We start from the raw sequence: 18,031 nt of genomic DNA, 5'->3' as shown, positions 1-18,031 counted from the left end.
TAGAGGGAAAGCACCTTCACCAGGTGATGGTCTCGCTCTTCCCGTTGCACGTCACCGTCACCTTCCTGCCCGGATAGCCGTAGTACCACTGGGTGTTGATGCGACCGCTGCCCGTGCGGCTGTAGTCCTCGGAGCTCCCGCCGTTCCAGCTGCAGGTGATCTTGTTGTCAGGCCAGTCGGTGAGCTGCACATCGATGAACCGGCACGACGGGGCAGTGCACTTCACCGAGCCGGGGGAGCCGCCCGTGTGTCCCACCGCGCTGCGATCGCGCACGATCTTCACCTGCCGCGTCGGTTCGGGGGGTGGCGGAGGCGGCGGCGGCGGCGGTGGCGGTGGCGGTGGCGGAGGCGGCGGCGGCGGCGGAGGCGGAGGCGGAGGCGGTGGCGGAGGCGGAGGCGGTGGCGGTGGCGGTGGCGGTGGGCAGGCATCGGCCGATGCCTGCCCGGTCTGCGGCTGTCCAGGGTGCTGCTGCCCATCGACCGGTGTGACCGTGATTGTCTGCGGATCCCCACAGCCGGACGGCATCGTGAAGGTCGTCGCGGCCTGCGGGGCACCGTTGTTGACGCTGTACGTCCAGCCGTCGATCCCGTTGCTGGGCGGCGGATCCCAGGCGAAGTCCACGGTGTTCTGGGAGCCGCCGGCCCGGCGGATGTTCTGCACCTGCCCCACCGGCCCCCAGGAGTGGGCCCCGACATCGTTGGAGTTCCCGCCAGGTCCCCGCTCATTCACGGCCCGCACCCGATAGAGATGGTCCGCCGTGTGGTCGGGTGTCGCGATGTTCTGGCCGTGGGTGATCGGCGCCCAGCCGCCCTGGTCGATCTGCACCTCCCAGCTGGAGATGTCCCGGCCGCCGTTCGCCCCGTCGTTCCAGGTCAACGTCACGCTGTCCGGGCTCGGGGTGGCAGCTGACAGACCCGTCGGAGCGCCCGGCACGTCGTAGGGAATTGCCTGGACCGACGCCTCGGCGCCGGTCTGGCCTGCCTCGTTCTTGGCGCGCACGGTGAACGTGTGGTTCTGACCGTTGCTCAGCGCTTCGACGGTCTTCGTGCGCGCCGCACCGTTGTCGGTCCACGCCCCGCCGTCGACCCGGTAGTCGTAGCCGGAGATCGATTGGCCGCCGGTGTCCGTCGGGCGTTGCCAGGACAGGGTGACCTTGCCCGGTCCGGGTTCCTTCGGGTGGGCGGCCAATGCGGTCACCGCCCGCGGCGGCCCGTAGGGCCGCGCTCCGCGCCCCTCGGAGTCCGCGCTGCAGGTGACCCCCTGGCCGGTGTCCGAGCAGGCCCGCACCTGAAAGGTGTAGTTCGTGCCATTGGTCAGCCCGGGCGGGTTGAACGTGGTGCCGGCCCCCGGGGTGTCCCGCCAGTTCGCTCCCCCGCCCTGCGGCGTGGCGGTGTACTGGTACTTCACGATCGCCCGGCCGTTGTCCGCGGGCGCCGACCAGGTCAGCTTCACCTCGTTGTCGGCGCCGGTGGCGGTGGCGGCCAGGTCGGTCACCCGGGTCGGTGGGGTGTAGGGGACGACTGTCCTCGGGTCGGAGAGTGCGGAGCGCCCGACCTTGTTCACCGCATAGACCTGGATCGAGTACTCCTGCCCCAGCACGACCCCGGGGATCGCGGCCGCGGTCGCGCCGACCGGACGTTCCATCGTCTTCGTGTCGCCGCCGGCCCGCCAGCTGACGATGTAGGACGGGTCGTCGCCGTTGCCCGCCGCCTGCCGCCAGGTGACGTCGATCTGCCCGCGGTCACCCGAGGCCCTGGCGGCGGTGATCTGCAGATCGCGCGGCACCCCTGGCTTGCCGGCCGGCGTCTCGGAGGCCTGCGGCGAGAAGTCACTGGGGCTGCCGGAATTGTTGAGAGCCCGGACCCGCACGGTGTAGGTGGTGCCGTTCTGCAGCCCGTCGAAGCGGTGCGAGCGGGTGTCGGCCCCGACCGTGACGCTCCTGCCCGGCGAGATCTGCACCTCGTACTTCGTGATCGGCGATCCCGAGCTGGAGGAAGCGGGCCAGCTGGCGACCATGGTCGAGTCGCCGTAGGCGAGCTTCGGCGTCCCCGGCGCGCTGGGCGCGGTGTCGGGCCGCACCGGCGCCGATCCGGCGGACGCTGCGGACTCACCGACGTCGTTGCGCGCGACGATCGTGAAGACGTAGGAGACGTTGTTGCGCAACCTTTCCAGGCGACACGGCGACCGCGGACACTCCTGCTGGAACCCACCGGATCCGCGCACCAGGTACGAGGTGACGGCCGATCCGTTGTCGTCCGGGACCCCCCACTGGATCACTGCGGTGCCGTCGTCGACGGACAGCTGGGCCGGGGCCCCCGGCGCGTCCGGCTTACCCCGCACGACGACGGTCAACGTCCCGGCGACCTGGCGGTCCGGGTCGGCGGTGACGTCCTGCACCGTCAGCGGGATCGCCAACGTGCCGGAGAAGTCCGCCGCCGGGGTGATCCGCACGACGCCGTTCGCGTCGAAGCTCGTTGCGTAGTTGTCGCCGTCACCGACGGCGGTGAGTGTGAGCGGCTCGGGGAACGGGTTCGAGGCGCCGCCGAGCACGTTGGTCTGCACCTGCTGTCCGGCGGCCGCGTCGAGCCGCTTCGCTGCGAGGGTGGCCAACGGTTTGTCGGAGCCGGTGACGGTGACCGGGAACCTGGCGGCGGCCTGCGGGTTGATCCCGTCCGTGACGGTCATCGAGAACGTCGTGGTGGTGCCCTTGGGGGTGTCGACAGCAGCGGACACCACCAGTGCCCCGTCCCGGACGACAGCGGTGATGCCGTTGGCGCCGCCGTTGACCGAGGAGAAGGTCAGCTGGTTCTTCTTGTCGGGGTCGTACGTGACCAGCGGCAGCAGCTTCACCGGTGGCGCGGAGGCGCCCGCCTCGACCTCGATGCTGGTGCCCTGGAAGACCGGCGGATCCGGGTTCTTCGGACGGATGGTGGCGCGGATCGACACCTGCGCGGCCAGCGTCACGCCGTCACTCACAGACAGCGTCAACGATGCCCCACCGCCGGCGTCCTCGGGCACCACCCATCTGAGCGTGTTCGCATCGAGCCGGCTGAGCGTGCCGACCGAGGCGCGCACCGCGCCGTCCTCGGTGACCTGCACGGTCCGTCCGGCCGCGGCGCCGCCGATGTGGTCGGCGACTTCGACGCTGTACGTCTGCCCGGCATCGACGACGAGTGGCTTCAGCACCCGCGGGACGAACTTCTTGCGCTCCTGCGGCTTCGGCTCCGGCCGTGGTGTGTTCGGCGACGGGACGTCGACGATCCCCAGCTCGCTGCGGGACGGCACGATGAGGAACGCCTCAGCCGTGAGCTGCTGCGGGGTCGAGACCTGGTAGGCGATCACCTGGCGCACCGTCGTCACCGCGACCGTCACCTGCCGCGCGCCCAGCACCGTCAGGCGTCCCTTGGACAGCGCCGGCACACCGGCGACGAGTTCCTCCGGCAGGCCACCCGGATTCGCGACCGCCGGGGACAGATCGATCGTCGCCGTGTCCTGGGCGTCGTTGACCATGTCGGTGGTGACCAGGACGTCGTCGGCCGTCGGCGGGATGGCCGGCGCCTGCGGGTCGACGGTGACGGTGAGCGTCCCGGATCCGGTGCGCTGCTGGGCGTTCTGGACGGTGACCTGGATCGGGACGGTCACCGGCTGGCTGCCTGCGGTGATCAGCACCGTGTCGTCGCGGGTCCTGACGGTGATCCCCGGGCTGCCCGCGGGCAGCTGCAGGGCGTTCTCCGCCGGGAAGCTGACGGCCAACCCGCCGGGGTCGGTGACCTCGCCGAGCACGTTGACCGCGATCGACCTACCCGGCGCCACCGTCACCGCGAGGTCGGGCACGATCGGCGGATCGGCGGAGTCCGGGAGCGGCACGACGAGCACCTGCACGGTGCCGATGACGGTGCCCCCGAAGGGGTCGGAAGCGGTGTAGCGCAGGGTGTCGGTCCCCGCTTCGTCGAAAGCCGTGTACTGGATCGTCGAGGCGCCGGCCACCGAGGCCGCACCGCGTTGCGGCTGCTCGTCGATACCGCCGAGGATCGCCCAGTCACCGTCGGGATCGACCCCCGTCAGCGGGACCGGGATGTCGACGCTGCCACCGACGAAGACCCTGGCCTGCACCGTCGGAGGAGTGCGCGGCGGCCGGTTCTCCCCGCGCGGTACTACGGTGATCGTCAGGTTCGCGGAGGCAGACTTCCCGAACGTGTTGCGCACGGTGTACTGGGTCCGCAGGGTGCGGCCCTCGGCGACCGCGCCGGTGCTCGGTGCCTGGTACCGCAGCGACTCGTCGGTGACGAACAGCAGACCCTCACCCGCGCCGATCGCGTCCTCGGGGAAGGCGACCGGCACGATCGCGTCGCCACCCGGATCCACGGCGTGCGCATGGATCGGGACGGTGACGGCGTCGCCTGCCCGTACCGACACAGCGATGGAATCAGCGGTGGGCGACAGCGGTTCTGCGGGCCGCGGCACGGGGACCACGTGCAGCCATCCGGTGGCCGGACCACCGCCGGCCGACGCCGCATACGAGATCCACACCCCGGTGGCGGGCAATGCTCGACGGGCGGAGAGCTGCACCAGGTGCATGTCGGTGAGTCGAGCCACTATCCCGCTCCCCGCTGGGACTGAGATGTCTTGCACCGCAACGATTCCGCCGGAAGACGCGAGATCGTTCGCGGTCAGGTCGACCAGCGACTGGCCGCCCTGTGGCAGGTACGTCACGTCGGTCATGGCGATCGGCGCCCGCTGCGCGTCGGCAGCGGCGACATCGATCCGGATCACCCCGGTGGAGCTCTTGTCGCCCACGGCGACCTGGTAGTCGAGGTAGTAGGACCCCGGCCGGGCGCCGACAACGGTGACCGTGCCGTTCGTGGTGTCCGGGGTGACGGCCAGACCGCTGGTGCCCTTCTTCGGGGTCACCTTGGCCAGCCCGAGCTCGTCCTGGCCCGGCCACAGCACCGATCGCAGCGGGTCGACGACGAGCTGCTCGCCGACCGCACCGGATGCGTGCACCGGGCCGGCGACCGGGGAGGCATCCGCCTCGTCGACCACCTCGACGCTCAGCGTCCCCTCCACGGTGTTGACCCCGTCGGAGACCTGGTAGGTGACGGCCTTCTTGCTCGCCCCCGTCGCCCCCGAGTCGACCAGGGTGATGGTGCCGTCCGCCGAGTAGGACACCCGATCGGACGGCACGCTGCTGCGGGCGCCGACCAGGAACAGCGGATCGCCGCTGGGCGAGTCCCAGTCGCCGAGCACCCGATGGGCGATCGTCCCGCGGACGGTCATCGCCGCGGTCGACTCACGCACCTTCGTCGGCTTGGCCGGACGCACCGCCGTGACCGGTGTGATGGTGACGGCGGCATCCGACGAGCCGGACAGCCCGTCCGAGATGGTGTAGCCCACCGTCACCGGGGTGGTTCGGGTGGCGGGCAAGATCACCTGGATCGCCGATCCACCGTCGACCACCTGAGCCTGCACCCCATCGACATCAGGCTGTCGGATCGAGGTGATGAGGGGAACCGAACAGGTGGACGTCTGGTCGTTGTCCAGCACCTGCAGGACGCGTGGGTGGCCGGGTCGCGCGCCGTACTTGTCGTCCTTGGCGGCCGGGGCGATGGGTTTGTCGGTGCACGGCTGTTGGGCGGCGGTCAGCTTGTTGGCGCTGCCCTGGGTGCCGGTCTCGGAATCGGCCAGATCGGCAGGGCTGGAACGGATCTGGTCCCAGTTGTTGACCAGCGTCATGGTGTCGTCGAGCACCCACGAGTTGCCGCTGGTGACGTCGTTGAGCACCACGGTCTCCCGGTTCACCCGGAACACCAACGCGCTGTCGGCGCCGAGCGAGCTGATCGGCCGGCTGCTCGGTGGTCCGCCGTCGCAGCGCGTGAGATAGGTCGGGGTGGCGCCCGCCCAGGCGGCATGGACGCAGTTGCCCACCCGCACCGGATCAGCGGCCGAGGTGGTTCCGGTGACCTGCTGGGTGTCGATCGCCCCCGACGACAGCGCGACCGACAGCAGGGCGGTGCCGGTGGCGACCAGCGCGGTCGAGGCGGCCGGACCCGGCTGCTGCAGCCGGGCATTCCCGGTGTCGGCGCCGAGGTCGATCGACCGGGCGCCATCGGCGGCGAGCACGACGAGTCGGTGTGCCGTCCGGTCCAGGATGACCGGGACGCCGCCCACGGAGCTGAGCTGGATCGGCGACGTCTGCAACGCTTCCACCCCGGTGCCGAGGGCGGACAGCGGGCCGCCGGGCACCTGCACGGTCGAGGTGCGGGGGGCGCCGGAGTCGGTGTCGATCACGGTGACGGTCGGCGAGCCCGGCGCGGCGGCGATGACGCGGGTCCCGATGACGGTCACCAGCGCATCCGGCGCTGCGGTCGCCGCCGCGTCGCCGTCGGCCAGATCACCGCCGTCGAAGCCGTCCTGCGGGATGGTCCAGATCCGGCCGGTGGCCAGGTCGCTGATGGCGATGGTCGTGGTGGAGATCGCCACGTCCGCCTGGGCCGGGATCGTGAGCTTCGCCGAGAACACCACGTCCGTCGGGTCGAGCTTGCGCAACGAGTGTTGCTGGTGATCGACCACGACGACTGCATCGTCCTGCTGGAGCAGCTCTCCGCCGGCGGTGTCGAGGTAGGCGGGCGACTGCACCTGATCCGTCTGGCGGTTGAGCAGCCCGACCATCAGATCGCGATCGCTGGAGACCCAGGCGGCGCGTTGGGTGGTCTGCACGGCCGCAGTGGCATATCCGGGGCTGCGGACCGCGAACCAGGTCACCACGCCGACCGCCAGCACGAGGGCCACGGTGGCGGCGACCGTCACGGTCAATCGTGAGGCGCGACCGGACACCGTGCTGACCCTCGATCCTGGAGCTCTGGCACCGCCGCGAGCAGCGGTGGCGGCAATGATTTCCGACGCTGCAACCATCCCACAAACGCCCTGCTCAGGCTCCGGAATCGGGGTATCCAGCGGCGCAGCTCACGCTTCCGGGCGAGGTCAGAGCGAGAGCTCCAGCAGGCTCAGATCCTCCGGGGTCACCAACCGGGAGGCGATCGCGTGCTCGACCAGGCGGGCCCGCCGGTTCGTCGCCAGCTGCCCAGGCCCGCCGCGCAGGCCGCGGATGCCGCGTCGGTCGAGCTTGTCGCAGACGTTGTCGAGCTTGCGGTTGAACCTGGTCATCTCCCAGCCCAGCCGGGCCGCCGCAACCTTGGACGAAGGGATGGCGCTCGTGCCGGTGCCGTCGCGGCGCAGCAATGGTTCGGCGAGCGCGACGATCACCGCCTTCTGCGAATCGGTCAGCAGCACCGGGCCGATGGTGGTGTCGCCGCCCGAGGTGCCCGTCGGGTCGCTGTTCTCGAAGGTGGGCTCGGATCCGACCAGTGTCAGCTCGTAGGTGGTCGGGCCGGCGGTGAACAGCACCGTGGTCCCGGCGAACACCAGCGGCAGCCGCGCTCCGGGTGCCAGGAAGGCCTGCACCGAACCGGCTGTGTCGGACACCGTCGCCGACAGCTGGGATCCGGTGTTGGACAGCCACCACAGTCCGTCGTGGAAGCCGATCTGCAGGAAATGTCGGTGCAGGTAAGGGTTGTCGTCGATCTGCAGATCGCCGCCGCGGCCGATGGTGAACGAGTTCTCCTCCTCGAGCTGGGTCCACTCGCCGCAGAACTCCACGTGCATGCTCACCGGCCCAGTGTGGCGCATGATCCCGTGGTCCGCTCGCGGTTCGGCGAGATGCCTGTCGACCGTCCCGACCCGACCGGAATCGCCTCCGGCCGGGTCCGGATCATCACGCCGAGTTGCGGACGGTCCCCTCCGCGGACGGCGGAGAATCACCGCGGATGTACGGCTGCAATCGTTCGCGGCATTCCCCCACAGTGATCTGCATGCGTGTCGCCAGCGCTTGGACGGCTTGTTCGGTCAGGGACAGCCGGATCGCCGCAGCCACGTCGCGCGGGTACCGGGTGTGCAACCAGGTACGGACCACGGCGATCTTCTGGTCGGTCGAGTTCAGGACGCGGCGCACGTGCAACCGGACCACCGGCTCCTGGGCCCGGATGGACACCTCGGCCCGGGAGATCAGCGCGGAGAGTTTCTCCCCGAGCGCTTGAGCCAGGATCCAGGCCACCGGCATCCGAAGGGTTCGCTGGCCCAACTCGTACCCCGCCAGCGCAGACTTCGACACCAGACCATTCGTGTTGCCGGCCAGGTCGCGCTGGGTCCATCCACGGCACCTCCGGGCGGCGCGCAGCTGGTCCAATAACGCCGCATCGAAGCGATCGGCGTGTTGAGTCGTGGGCGGTCCGTCCGCCACCGCTGTGCTCGGCCGACCCCCGAACTTCTGAGTCGTCTGCTCAACAGCGGGAGGTGCAGATGGAGTGTCGCCATCCGGTCGATCCCGGTCCTGCACGACCGTGGTGTGGCGCGCGCCGCGCGTCACAGTCGTCGACCGCCGCGCAGCGTGCGGGCCAGGAGCACGGCAGAGCCCAGCAGAGCAGCGAGGCCCAGGGCAACCATTGCGGCCGGGCTCCCGGTGGCAGTACCGCCACCGCCGGTGCTGACCCCACCTACGGGCTTGATCGGGATCTGCTCGCTGTAGGTCGTGCCGATGCCCAGCGTGCTGATAGCGGTGGTGGTCCCCATGCCCATCGTGCCGGTTGCCGAGGTCGTGGTCGTGGTCTCGAGCGTCAGGGTCGGGGTGGGCCCCACGGGGGTCGGGACGACGGAGGTGGATCGCGTCGAGGTCACGCTGGTCGGCGATCCGGTCGTCACTGTCGGCACCGGAGGCGCCGTCCGTCCCGACGGTACGAAGATCGGCGCCGTGCTGGTAGTCGGTGTCGTGGGGGTGGTGGGGGTCGTGGGGGTCGTGGGGGTCGTCGGTGTCGTGAGGGTCGTCGGTGTCGTGAGGGTCGTCGGTGTCGTGAGGGTCGTCGGTGTCGTGAGGGTTGTCGGTGTCGTGGGGGTCGTCGGTGTCGTCGGTGTCGTGGGGGTCGTCGGTGTCGTGGGGGTCGTCGGTGTCGTGGGGGTCGTCGGTGTCGTCGGTGTCGTGGGGGTCGTCGGTGTCGTGGGGGTCGTCGGTGTCGTGGGGGTCGTCGGTGTCGTGGGGGTCGTGGGGGTCGTGGGGGTCGTCGGGGTGGTGGTCGTGACGGGTGCATCGACGCATTCGCCATCGGAGATGACATTGGAGTCGAGGGTGACCGCACCGTTCAGCGCGATGGCCCGGCCCTGCAGGGAAGTGCCCGTGTTCAGGGCGATCGACGTCAAGGCCAGGATCGTGCCGGCGAACGCACTGTTGGTACCGATCGTGGCGGACTCGTCCACCTGCCAGTACACATGACAGGCCTGGGCGCCCCCGATCAGCAGGACCTGGCTTCCCGACCCGACGATCAATGACGAGGAACTCTGGAAGATGAACACGGCAGCGGGGTTGCCCTGGGCGTCGAGGGTGACGGTGCCGTTCAGCGACAGCGGCCCGGCCGCGGTGTAGAGGCCCGGGAGAACCGTCGCACCGGCCAGATCATCGGGCACCTCCTCCGGTGGGATCCGTCCGTCGGCGTCGCCGTACGCCGTCAGCGCGTCCGCCTGCGCCTGCGCCGCGGCGGGATTCGCCGCATTGATCGTTCCCGGAGGGAGCACCACTCCGGGAGGAAACCCGGTGACTGCCGATCCCGGGCTGACGCCTGCACTCTGCGAGAGAACACTGGGTCCGGTGTTGGTGACGGTTTGACCTGCCAGCACCGAGTACGAGCCGGCGGTACCCAGTCCGACATCCTCGACGTCCGCGGCGGCCAGAGCCGTCGGCGACAGGGTCATCGGCACACACACCGCCAACGCGAGCGCGCTCACACCGATGAGGTGGACCCAAGAACTGATGAGGGGTGGGCGCCCGAAGTGGGTGGAAACAGAGGACTGATTCATGCCGGAGCCTCCAAAGGCTCGCCCTGTGAAACGGCGCGCGTCATTGCGGCCGCGGAGTGAAGCTGCACGCGGGGGCGGCGCACAGCATCTGTTTCCGACGATAGTCGCTGGAATCCGATTCGGAAACGACCGAACGGTTAGTCTCTGGCCCGCCCCGTGGACCCGGAAATGTGACCGATGGTCAACTTGTGATCTCGTTGGGGAGATATAGATGCTGCGGGCACCGATGACGAACAGTGACCGTCGGTCACTTTCGAGGAGAATTGAGATGCCTGGGAACCGAAATTTACTCAGCGCAACCGTCGTGCCCACACCATGCGAATTTGTCGTGGGCGCGCAGCGACGTCATCCGACCCCGACCGACACGCAAAGCATTTGCTCTGGAGCGGCACTCGGGTGGACGGCGACGCGACCGGTGGTCGAGGTCCGTCCTCACGAACTCCAGGGTCACAGGCTGCCCATCTCGCGATGCCCCGGCCGTGATTGCTATCAGACTGCTCTTTTTCTGGGCCCGCCGGGCCCGCATTCTTGCGACCGTTTTCTCGCTCTCCGCATTCATCGCAGTCGACACCACCGACCGTCTTTGCCCCACCGGGGAGCACCTGTCGGTGACTCGTTCGAGTTTTCTCCCGGATCGATGGCACGTGACGCGTCAAGTAACGGACAGTTTTCGGAGGAGAAGTGAACGCAGACGCTCTGACCCCGCCGAATCGACGGCGAATGCGCGGCCTGTCGGAATGTGACGCGTGGGGTAAATCGGCGAGGTAGCTTTCGCAGCGTCAGTCCATTCAGGGCGGTTCTGGCGGTGAAATGCACTCGCGTCGCCGGTGGACGTCACTGGCCCCGAGCGGCCCACCTCCGATGTCGCCATCACCTGGTCGCCGGGCGGTGTGCTGCCCGGACGGCTACCACGTGACGAGGACGGACGGGACAGTGACAGATCCGGGGTGCGCCAGCGGCCCGACCGTCCTGATGACGACCACGGCGTGCACCGACATCGACATGCCGGACGGCGATTTCCCCTACTCGGTCACCGCCGTCCACCGGTCGTGGACGGCGATGAGCAGATCGCGTGCGGTTGTTCGTGCCGCCGGTGCCACCGGGCTGGCGTTCATCGTCCCGCCGACCGGCACCTCGCCGACACGTCGATGACCCCCGCCGTGTCCATCACCGTGACGGGGCGCGACGGCAGCACTGTCGCCCAGCCCGGCGTCCCGATCACCCTGGCCATCGGCACCAACCCGAGCGACTGGCCGCATCCGGCGTTGGACTGACCCCGGGCCGACAGCGAACGCTTCACGATGAGCCCGTCTCCCCACCCGGAGCGGCAGGCGGTTTCGGCCCTGGCTGCCACCGCAATGCCCAGCACCGGATCTACCACGGTCAGCGGAGACACCCTCCACGTGGGCGACCTGGCCGCGTCCAGAGCCCGGGTCCGACCTCCTGGCAGCCGATGACTCCTCGACGAGGACGACGCACACCGAGTCCACCGGCGATCTCAACGGTCACACCTTCCGCATCGGCGTCCACCACTCGACCGCAGCTCATGCCCTGACCGGCACCCTCACCCTCGATGCCGAGGGCGATCCCGACGCGGTGTTCATCTTCCTGACCTACTCCGCTCTCAACAAGGCTGCGGCAGCGCCGTGGAACTTGTCGACGCCGCCCGGGCCACCAACGTGCTCTGGATGGTCGCCGATGCCGCAGGAACAGGCGCTGGTTACACCTTTGTCGGCATGGTCCTCGCCCGAGGGGCCCCTCGTACGGCCGCGACACCGCCCAAACACGTGCCGAATTTCTCTGACCTGGCGTAAGACATTGCTTTCATGTGCGCGGTAGGGTCCTGCCCAGGTCACCGAGCGGCTCGGAGATGGCGATCTTGGTCCAGGATCACGAAGCGCAGCGCCACCGATCGGCGCGCCACTATCTGACAGATGGCCCTGCCCTCACCCGGTTGCAATCCACGGTTGCCCTTGCGGCTCGCGCCGTGGGATTTCCAGCGGCAATGGTGAACATCCTGGATGAGGGTGCGCAGTACACGATCAGTTCTCTGCATCTCGCGGATGTGCCACCCACTCCGCGGGCCGAGGGACTGTGCGACGTGGTGGTGCGGGCCGGCCAACCTCTGGTGGTGCAGGACGCGGATGCCGACATCCGGTTCCGAGATTTCCCCGCGGTCGTCGGCCGGCACATTCGTTCGTACGCCGGTGTGCCTCTCGTGGGTCGTGAGTCCTTGGTCATCGGGGCGTTGTGCGTCGTCGACTCGCAGGTTCGGGACTTCGATCCGGAGCAACTGGCGAGGCTGCTCGAATTCGGCAAGATCGTCGAAGATCAGCTGGATCTGTTGAGGCGCCTCAGCGAATTCCGCTACCACGGAGCCGTGGCCAACCAACGGTTGGCGAAAGCGATCACCGAAGCGGAGATCGTCCCGTGGTACCACCGATCATCGACCTGGACACCGGTCGAACCGTCGGTCTCGAAGCGCTCGCTCGCTGGCAGCACCCGAACGGTGAGATCACCTACCCGGGAGGCTTCGTCCCTCTGGCCGAGGACAGCGACCTCATCATCGACCTGGACAAGTCGGTGATGCGGCGAGCGTTCATGGATCTTCGGCGGTGGCAGAGAAAGCAGCCGGATCTGCGGATGAGCGTCAACCTCTCCGGCCGACATTTCGACCAGAAGGACTACTCGAGTTCCATCGTCGAGTCGCTCGTCGCGGCTGACGTGTCCGCGGAGTCGATCGATCTGGAGCTGACCGAGTCCTCCCGACTCAACCCGCAGTCCAGCGGCCTGCAGATCAGCCTGCTCCGAGATGTCGGTTTCAGGATCTGGCTCGATGATGTCGGTACAGGTTGGTCAGCCCTGGACTACCTCCTGAGACTGCCCGTCAACGGCATCAAGATCGACCGGGCAGTTTCGGTGGCACTGGGGACCCACGTCGGGAATGCGATGACCCGGGCGGTGACCGGATTGGCCGTGGAGCTCGATCTGTCGACGATCATCGAAGGGATCGAAACCGTCGCCCAGGCCGAACTGGCCCGCACGTTGGGCTGCACCCTCGCCCAGGGCCACCTCTGGTCCGCCGCCATTCCGGCGTCGGTCCTCGACGAAGCCATGGACAGCCTGCCGGACCACCAGGGCATGCCCAGCTGGCCTCTCAGCTGTGCGCTCAGCCGTCCACACAGCTGACGCTGGCATCGGAGGCCTGGCCGTCGGCGGCGATGACCTTGACCGAGATGCAGGCCGAGGCCGCGTTCTGGAAGATCCGCACCGGCGGCGCGGCGACCAACGTCGCCTTCGCATCGTCGACGCCGGTCTGTTTCCACTGGTAGCGGTCGCCGGGGCGGGCATCGGGGGCTGTCCAGGTGAACTCGGCGACGCCGCCCTTGACGGTCCCCTTCAGGCCGACGACGGCGGCCGGACCGACCGGGATCGGCGCCTCGGTCGACTGCTGGAAGGTGTCGACCGGCGGCCCCTGCACCGGCGCAGCGCCCCCGCCGGAGGTCAGCACCACCGCGACCACGCCGGCCACCAGCAGCCCGGCGACTCCCACCGCGATCAGCGGCGTCCTGGACCGACGCACCCGCGCAGGCACCGCGGGCATCTCCCCGCCGGCCTGCCGGCCGCGCATCCTGGTCTGCTCGTCCACGCCAGGGGTGCCGCCGGTGCTGTCGTCCGGGGTACCGACCCCTGCGGCGAACCGCGGCGCGATCGGCCCGGCGCTGCCGGGAACGGGCGTGGGGAACACCGGTGGGTGCTCGGGTTGGGCCTCGATGACCGTGAGCGCGCGGACCCTGGTCGCCGGGGAATCGCCGATCTCCTGCTGCGTCCTGATCGGATCGCGGTCGCGGATGTCGATCTCGGTGGGCGTCAACCGCATCTCGATCTCGACCTGCTGCAGGGCCCGCGCGAGGTCGAGCGCGGTGGCGTACCGGGCGGCAGGATTCTTGTCCATCGCCCTGGCCAGCACCCGCTCCAGCGACGGGGGGACGTCGCTGCGACTCAGGACCGGCAGCGGGGCCGACCGGATGCGCGAGATCAGGTCGGCCGAACCGTTCGGTCCACCGGGGCGGTCGTACGGCGAGCGCAACGCCAGCACGGTGTAGAGAGTGGCCGCCAGTGAGTACAGGTCGGCCCGCTCGTCGAGCGGGACGCGGGCGTCGAACGCCTCCGGTGGGGACCAGGGGATGCTCAGTCCGACTGCGTCCGCGGTCTGGCTGCCCAGCGCCGATCGGTGCACCGAGATCCCGAAGTCGGACAGCACCGGGCGGTGAAAATCCGTCGTCAACACGTTGGAGGGCTTGATGTCCCGGTGCAGGATGCCGGCCCGGTGGGTCGTCTCCACGGCGCCGCACAACTGGACCCCGATCCGCAGGACCTCACCCGTCGGCATCCGTTCGGCGCGGTACCGCGCGGACAGGTTTGGCTGCGAACAGAACTCCATCACGATGTAGGGCCGACCGTCCGGCGAGATTCCCGCCTCGTGGATGGTGACGATCGCCGGATGGGTGGACAGGGTGGCCATCAGATCAGCCTCGGCGTCGAAGCGCGCCAGGGTCTGCGCGTTCACCGCGTCGGGCCGGAGCACCTTCACCGCCACCGCCCGGTTCGGCCGCTGCTGCTGGTAGACGAACACGTCGGAGAACCCGCCCGAGCCCAGGAACCGCACCGGGCTGTAGCCGTACAACTCCGGGGCTGGGGCCGGGGCTCTCATCGGCATCCGTCAGTCCCCCACTGCTCGCCCCGACCGGTCACAGGTGGTCCACCAGGAACCCGGCGCCGTCACCCAGATCGATCTGCCAGCCGATCTCGACGACCACCCCGGCGCCGGCCCGCAGCATCTGCACGGGGCGAGCGGGGGCGTGGATCTCGGTGCCGTTGGTGGAGTTCAGGTCGGTGACCACGATGTGCCAGTCGTCGACGCGCACCTCCACGTGCGACCGCGAGACGTCGCCGTGCGGGCTGGCGACGGTCACCAGGTGCGGGACATCGGCGGAGGCCACCCGCGACACCGACGGCGCCCGGCCGACGATCACCCGGCGATCCAGCTCGATCACCGCTCCCGAGGACATCCGCAGCACCGCCAGTGTCGGTCGATCGACCAGAACCGGGTCACCTGACGGGATCGGCGTTCCGCACACCCGGCAGTCGCCTGCGTAGGGAGCGTTCGGATGGCCGGCCGGACAGCGCGAGGCGTACACCTGCCCGGGACCCGGCTCCGGCGGCATCGCCGGCGGCCGGTGGTTCTCCGGCAGCGACTCGGCGAGCACCGTGTGCCCGTCGTGATCGCCGGCCCGGGACTCCGCAGCCCCGCCGTCCGCGCCGATCGAGCTGCCGTCGGAGTCGCCAGCCGTCGCGTTGCCGGGACCGGGCACCGGCGGAACGCCGGTGGCGACCGCATCCGGATCCACGGATCTCGATGGCATCGGGGGGATCTGCGCCAGTTGACCGGGCACCGCGGAGATCGGCGGCAGCGTGGTCGAGGCCGGCACGAACGGCGGCGGCGCACTGGCCCGCGGGACGTCCCGGATGGTCGAGGCCCCGACCGGACCGTCCTGGTCCCGCGACCGGGCGGCAATCGGGTACGGCGGCGGAGCGAACGGAGCACGCGTCGGTGCCCCCGGGGTCGCGGAAGTGACGAATCCCGGCGCCGACGGCGGCACGAAGGGTGGCAGGCTCATCCGCGGAAAAGGGTTGACGGGCAACAAGTCACTGCCCGCAGCACCGGCAGGGCCGGCGAGCGACTCGGCGCTCCGGTCGCCATCGCTGCCGTCGGAGCCGTCCGGAACCTCCTGGGACGAGTCGGCATCATCACGGTGGCCAGCGCCGTCGTTGTCGACATCGTCGTCAGCACCGTCGTCGTCAGCACCGTCAGCATCGTCGGCGTCGTCGTCATCAGCATCGGCATCGAGCCGGGCGTCTGGCGGTGCGTCGTCTCCCTCGGTGTCGCTGCGGTCGGCGAGATCCTCGGGCGGAACGGTCTGCGTCACCTCGCCGGGGAGTTCGACGACAGGCGGATCCTGCTCCGCAGCAGCGTCCTGCGCATCCTCGTCGTGGGAGATGGTCTCCTCCAACGGGTGCAGATCCTCCAGGGCAGCGGGGACGTCAGCACCGTCCGGCACCTGTTCGGTCGCTTCCACCAGCTCGTGCTCGGCTTCTGCCGCCTCCTGGTGCTCGTCCGCGATGTCGACACCGACCGCGGCGTCGGCCGCGGCGTCGACATCGGCGTCGACATCGACCTCCGCCGCAGCCTCGGGCGCCGCCTCTGGCGTTGCCTCGGGCGCATCGTCGACCGGGTCGGCGGTGACGACGGTCTGCTCGAGCTCAGCCGAGCCGTCCAGCCCGCTCGCCGCGGAACCACCTGGATCCTGACCGGGGACGATGTACTGCGGCACAGCGGCATCGGCGCGGTCCGGTGCGTCCAACTCGACCCCGGCCTCCGGAACCACCCCGATCAGGGTGATGGCGTCGTCACCCACCACGTCGTCAAGATTGCTGTCCGGGACACCGTGGTCGAGGACAGCGTCGCCCGACACGTCGGCGGGGACACCCACCAGGATGACCTCGGGCCTCGGGTGCTCGAACGGGTCCTCATCGATCGGAACCGCGGGCGGCGGGATGTCGCCCGCGCCCACCCGGTCACCCCCGCGATGATCAGCACGGTCCGCCCCCACGGCCCACCGCACCGCGTCCGCTCGAACGACGCCCGCCGGCATCGGCAACAGTTCGCCCGCCGCAGGCAGCGTCGAGCAGTTGACGTACACCACCGCGGCGTCCGGGACCACCCGCTCGCACCAGGTCATCAGGTCAGCTCCGGTGACCGAGATCTGATGTCCCGCAGCATCTTCGACCAACACGACGGTGTCGCCGCCCACGATCACCCGCACCGCGTCGGTTTCCACCGCGATCATCGCGAACGGGGTCGCAGACTGCAGCACCCCTTCGTCGTACAGCATCGCGACCAGGTCGCGGGCGGTGACGCCGTCGCGGATCCGGGGCCACCACCGCAGCGCGGCCGCGGTCTCGCCGGCCAGGTGTATCGCAGCGGTCGGCCCGGACACCAACCAACGCTCCCCCGGGAGGTACTCGACGGCGCTCATCCCGTGCCGCCCAAGGCTTCTCGGGGAACGGTCCATTCACCGATCGCTGGATCGGATCCCGACTCGAACACCCCGTCGGGCGCCGGCCGTGCATCCTCGGACCGGACGTCGACGATCAGGGCCGTCGCGTTGTCCCGACCACCGGCGGCCAAGGCCTCGGCGATCAGCGCGTCTGCAGCCTGCTGCGGATCGTCGTTGGCCGCGAGCAGCGCGGCGATCTGCGGATCCCTGAGCTCACCGGTGATGCCGTCGCTGCACACCAGCAGCCGCTCGCCGGCGCGGACGGGCAGCAGCCAGCAGTCGATGTCGTCGTCGCCGACCATGCCGACGGCCCGGGTGATCACGTTGCGCTGGGGATGGGTGCGCATCCCGGCTGGATCGAGGTCACCGGCGTCCACCAGTTCCTGGACGTAGGAATGGTCGACGCTGATCTGCTCCAGCAGACCGTCGGCCCAGCGGTAGACCCGGGAGTCACCGATGTTGAAGGCCAGCCAGTAGGCGGCGCCGTCCTGCTCGGTGACGGCCACCCCGCACACGGTGGCGCCGCCGCCTTCCCCGTCGCGGATCCGCAGACCGGCGCTGACCACCCGCTGCCGCACCCAGCCGGCGCCGAGCGCGGCCGGGGATTCCGGCAGCAGTCCGCCGAACTCCTCCACCACGATCGCCGAGGCACGGTCGCCCGCGGCATGGCCGCCCATGCCGTCGGACACCACGAACACCGGCGGCGCGGCGAGCATGGAGTCCTCGTTCAGCAGCCGCACCCTGCCGGTGTCGGTGGCGGCACCCCAGATCAGCTGCACGGGCGGGACCACCACTTCCTGGACTCGTCGGACGGCGTCGGCGCACCCGTCGGTGCCGCGCGGGAGCTACCGCGGACCGGGGGCCTCGTCGCTCCAGCGCGCGCTCAACTGCGTGAGCAAAGCGAACCCGACCAGCGTGGGTGTCACCGTACCCAGCACAGCAGGTCCGGAGCACCGGGTGTCACCGGTCCGCAGACTCTAGCGGCGACCGCTGGGCCGACGCGATGGGC

At 69.8% G+C, this 18,031-nt stretch carries 10 protein-coding genes and 2 pseudogenes; 5 read left to right on the top strand and 7 right to left on the bottom strand.

Annotation, left to right across the window (positions count from 1 at the left end; genetic code table 11):
• Positions 1-16 precede the first annotated feature (16 nt).
• The 4 genes from ABLG96_RS07085 to ABLG96_RS07070 form a co-directional block, all read right to left on the bottom strand.
• On the bottom strand, positions 17-6,808 hold the full coding sequence (locus ABLG96_RS07085; RefSeq protein WP_353650666.1) for a fibronectin type III domain-containing protein: 6,792 nt from the start codon (positions 6,806-6,808) through the stop codon (positions 17-19).
• Between the two features lie 174 nt (positions 6,809-6,982).
• The gene (locus ABLG96_RS07080) at positions 6,983-7,663 is read right to left on the bottom strand and encodes a hypothetical protein (protein ID WP_353651416.1); all 681 of its coding nucleotides are present in this window, start codon (positions 7,661-7,663) and stop codon (positions 6,983-6,985) included.
• Between the two features lie 109 nt (positions 7,664-7,772).
• The gene (locus tag ABLG96_RS07075) at positions 7,773-8,297 is read right to left on the bottom strand and encodes a helix-turn-helix transcriptional regulator (protein ID WP_353650665.1); all 525 of its coding nucleotides are present in this window, start codon (positions 8,295-8,297) and stop codon (positions 7,773-7,775) included.
• Positions 8,298-8,419: 122 nt separating this feature from the next.
• Positions 8,420-9,901 (bottom strand): ice-binding family protein, encoded by a 1,482-nt coding sequence (locus ABLG96_RS07070; RefSeq protein ID WP_353650664.1) that lies wholly within the window; start codon positions 9,899-9,901, stop codon positions 8,420-8,422.
• A 933-nt stretch (positions 9,902-10,834) separates the two neighbouring features.
• On the opposite strand from ABLG96_RS07070, the gene ABLG96_RS07065 reads away from it, so the two are divergent.
• From ABLG96_RS07065 to ABLG96_RS07045, 5 genes and pseudogenes are all read left to right on the top strand, one after another.
• Entirely contained in the window at positions 10,835-11,053 is a 219-nt protein-coding gene (locus tag ABLG96_RS07065) for a hypothetical protein (protein WP_353650663.1), read from the top strand.
• Positions 11,050-11,175, top strand: coding sequence for a hypothetical protein (locus tag ABLG96_RS07060; protein WP_353650662.1), 126 nt, complete (start codon positions 11,050-11,052; stop codon positions 11,173-11,175). The genes ABLG96_RS07065 and ABLG96_RS07060 overlap by 4 nt, the downstream gene beginning before the upstream one ends.
• A gap of 73 nt (positions 11,176-11,248) precedes the next feature.
• Positions 11,249-11,715 (top strand): annotated as a pseudogene (locus ABLG96_RS07055) (ice-binding family protein).
• 56 nt (positions 11,716-11,771) lie between these two features.
• A pseudogene (locus ABLG96_RS07050) lies at positions 11,772-12,167 on the top strand (GAF domain-containing protein); the annotation flags it as partial.
• 164 nt (positions 12,168-12,331) lie between these two features.
• The gene (locus tag ABLG96_RS07045; RefSeq protein ID WP_353650661.1) at positions 12,332-13,090 is read left to right on the top strand and encodes an EAL domain-containing protein; all 759 of its coding nucleotides are present in this window, start codon (positions 12,332-12,334) and stop codon (positions 13,088-13,090) included.
• Here ABLG96_RS07045 and ABLG96_RS07040 read toward each other — a convergent pair.
• Genes ABLG96_RS07040 through ABLG96_RS07030 form a run of 3 tightly spaced genes read right to left on the bottom strand, consistent with a single transcriptional unit; the run spans position 13,071 to position 17,816 of the window.
• The gene (locus tag ABLG96_RS07040) at positions 13,071-14,615 is read right to left on the bottom strand and encodes a serine/threonine-protein kinase (RefSeq protein ID WP_353650660.1); all 1,545 of its coding nucleotides are present in this window, start codon (positions 14,613-14,615) and stop codon (positions 13,071-13,073) included. The genes ABLG96_RS07045 and ABLG96_RS07040 overlap by 20 nt on opposite strands.
• 37 nt (positions 14,616-14,652) lie before the next feature.
• A complete protein-coding gene (locus ABLG96_RS07035; protein ID WP_353650659.1) occupies positions 14,653-17,001 on the bottom strand; it encodes an FHA domain-containing protein in 2,349 nt (782 codons plus the stop codon).
• Positions 16,998-17,816, bottom strand: coding sequence for a protein phosphatase 2C domain-containing protein (locus ABLG96_RS07030; protein ID WP_353650658.1), 819 nt, complete (start codon positions 17,814-17,816; stop codon positions 16,998-17,000). Before ABLG96_RS07030 ends, ABLG96_RS07035 begins: the two co-directional genes overlap by 4 nt.
• Between the last annotated feature and the right edge of the window lie 215 nt (positions 17,817-18,031).

The sequence above is a fragment of the Nakamurella sp. A5-74 genome, from assembly GCF_040438885.1.
Lineage (GTDB): Bacteria > Actinomycetota > Actinomycetes > Mycobacteriales > Nakamurellaceae > Nakamurella.
This window is presented reverse-complemented; position numbering and strand designations above follow the sequence as displayed.

Bases quoted from the DNA above. Each gene is read 5' to 3' on its own strand.
- ABLG96_RS07080 (WP_353651416.1), bottom strand. From the start codon at position 7,663: ATGCACGTGGAGTTCTGCGGCGAGTGGACCCAGCTCGAGGAGGAGAAC.
- ABLG96_RS07070 (WP_353650664.1), bottom strand. From the start codon at position 9,901: ATGAATCAGTCCTCTGTTTCCACCCACTTCGGGCGCCCACCCCTCATC.
- ABLG96_RS07060 (WP_353650662.1), top strand. From the start codon at position 11,050: ATGACCCCCGCCGTGTCCATCACCGTGACGGGGCGCGACGGCAGCACT.
- ABLG96_RS07040 (WP_353650660.1), bottom strand. From the start codon at position 14,615: ATGAGAGCCCCGGCCCCAGCCCCGGAGTTGTACGGCTACAGCCCGGTG.
- ABLG96_RS07035 (WP_353650659.1), bottom strand. From the start codon at position 17,001: ATGAGCGCCGTCGAGTACCTCCCGGGGGAGCGTTGGTTGGTGTCCGGG.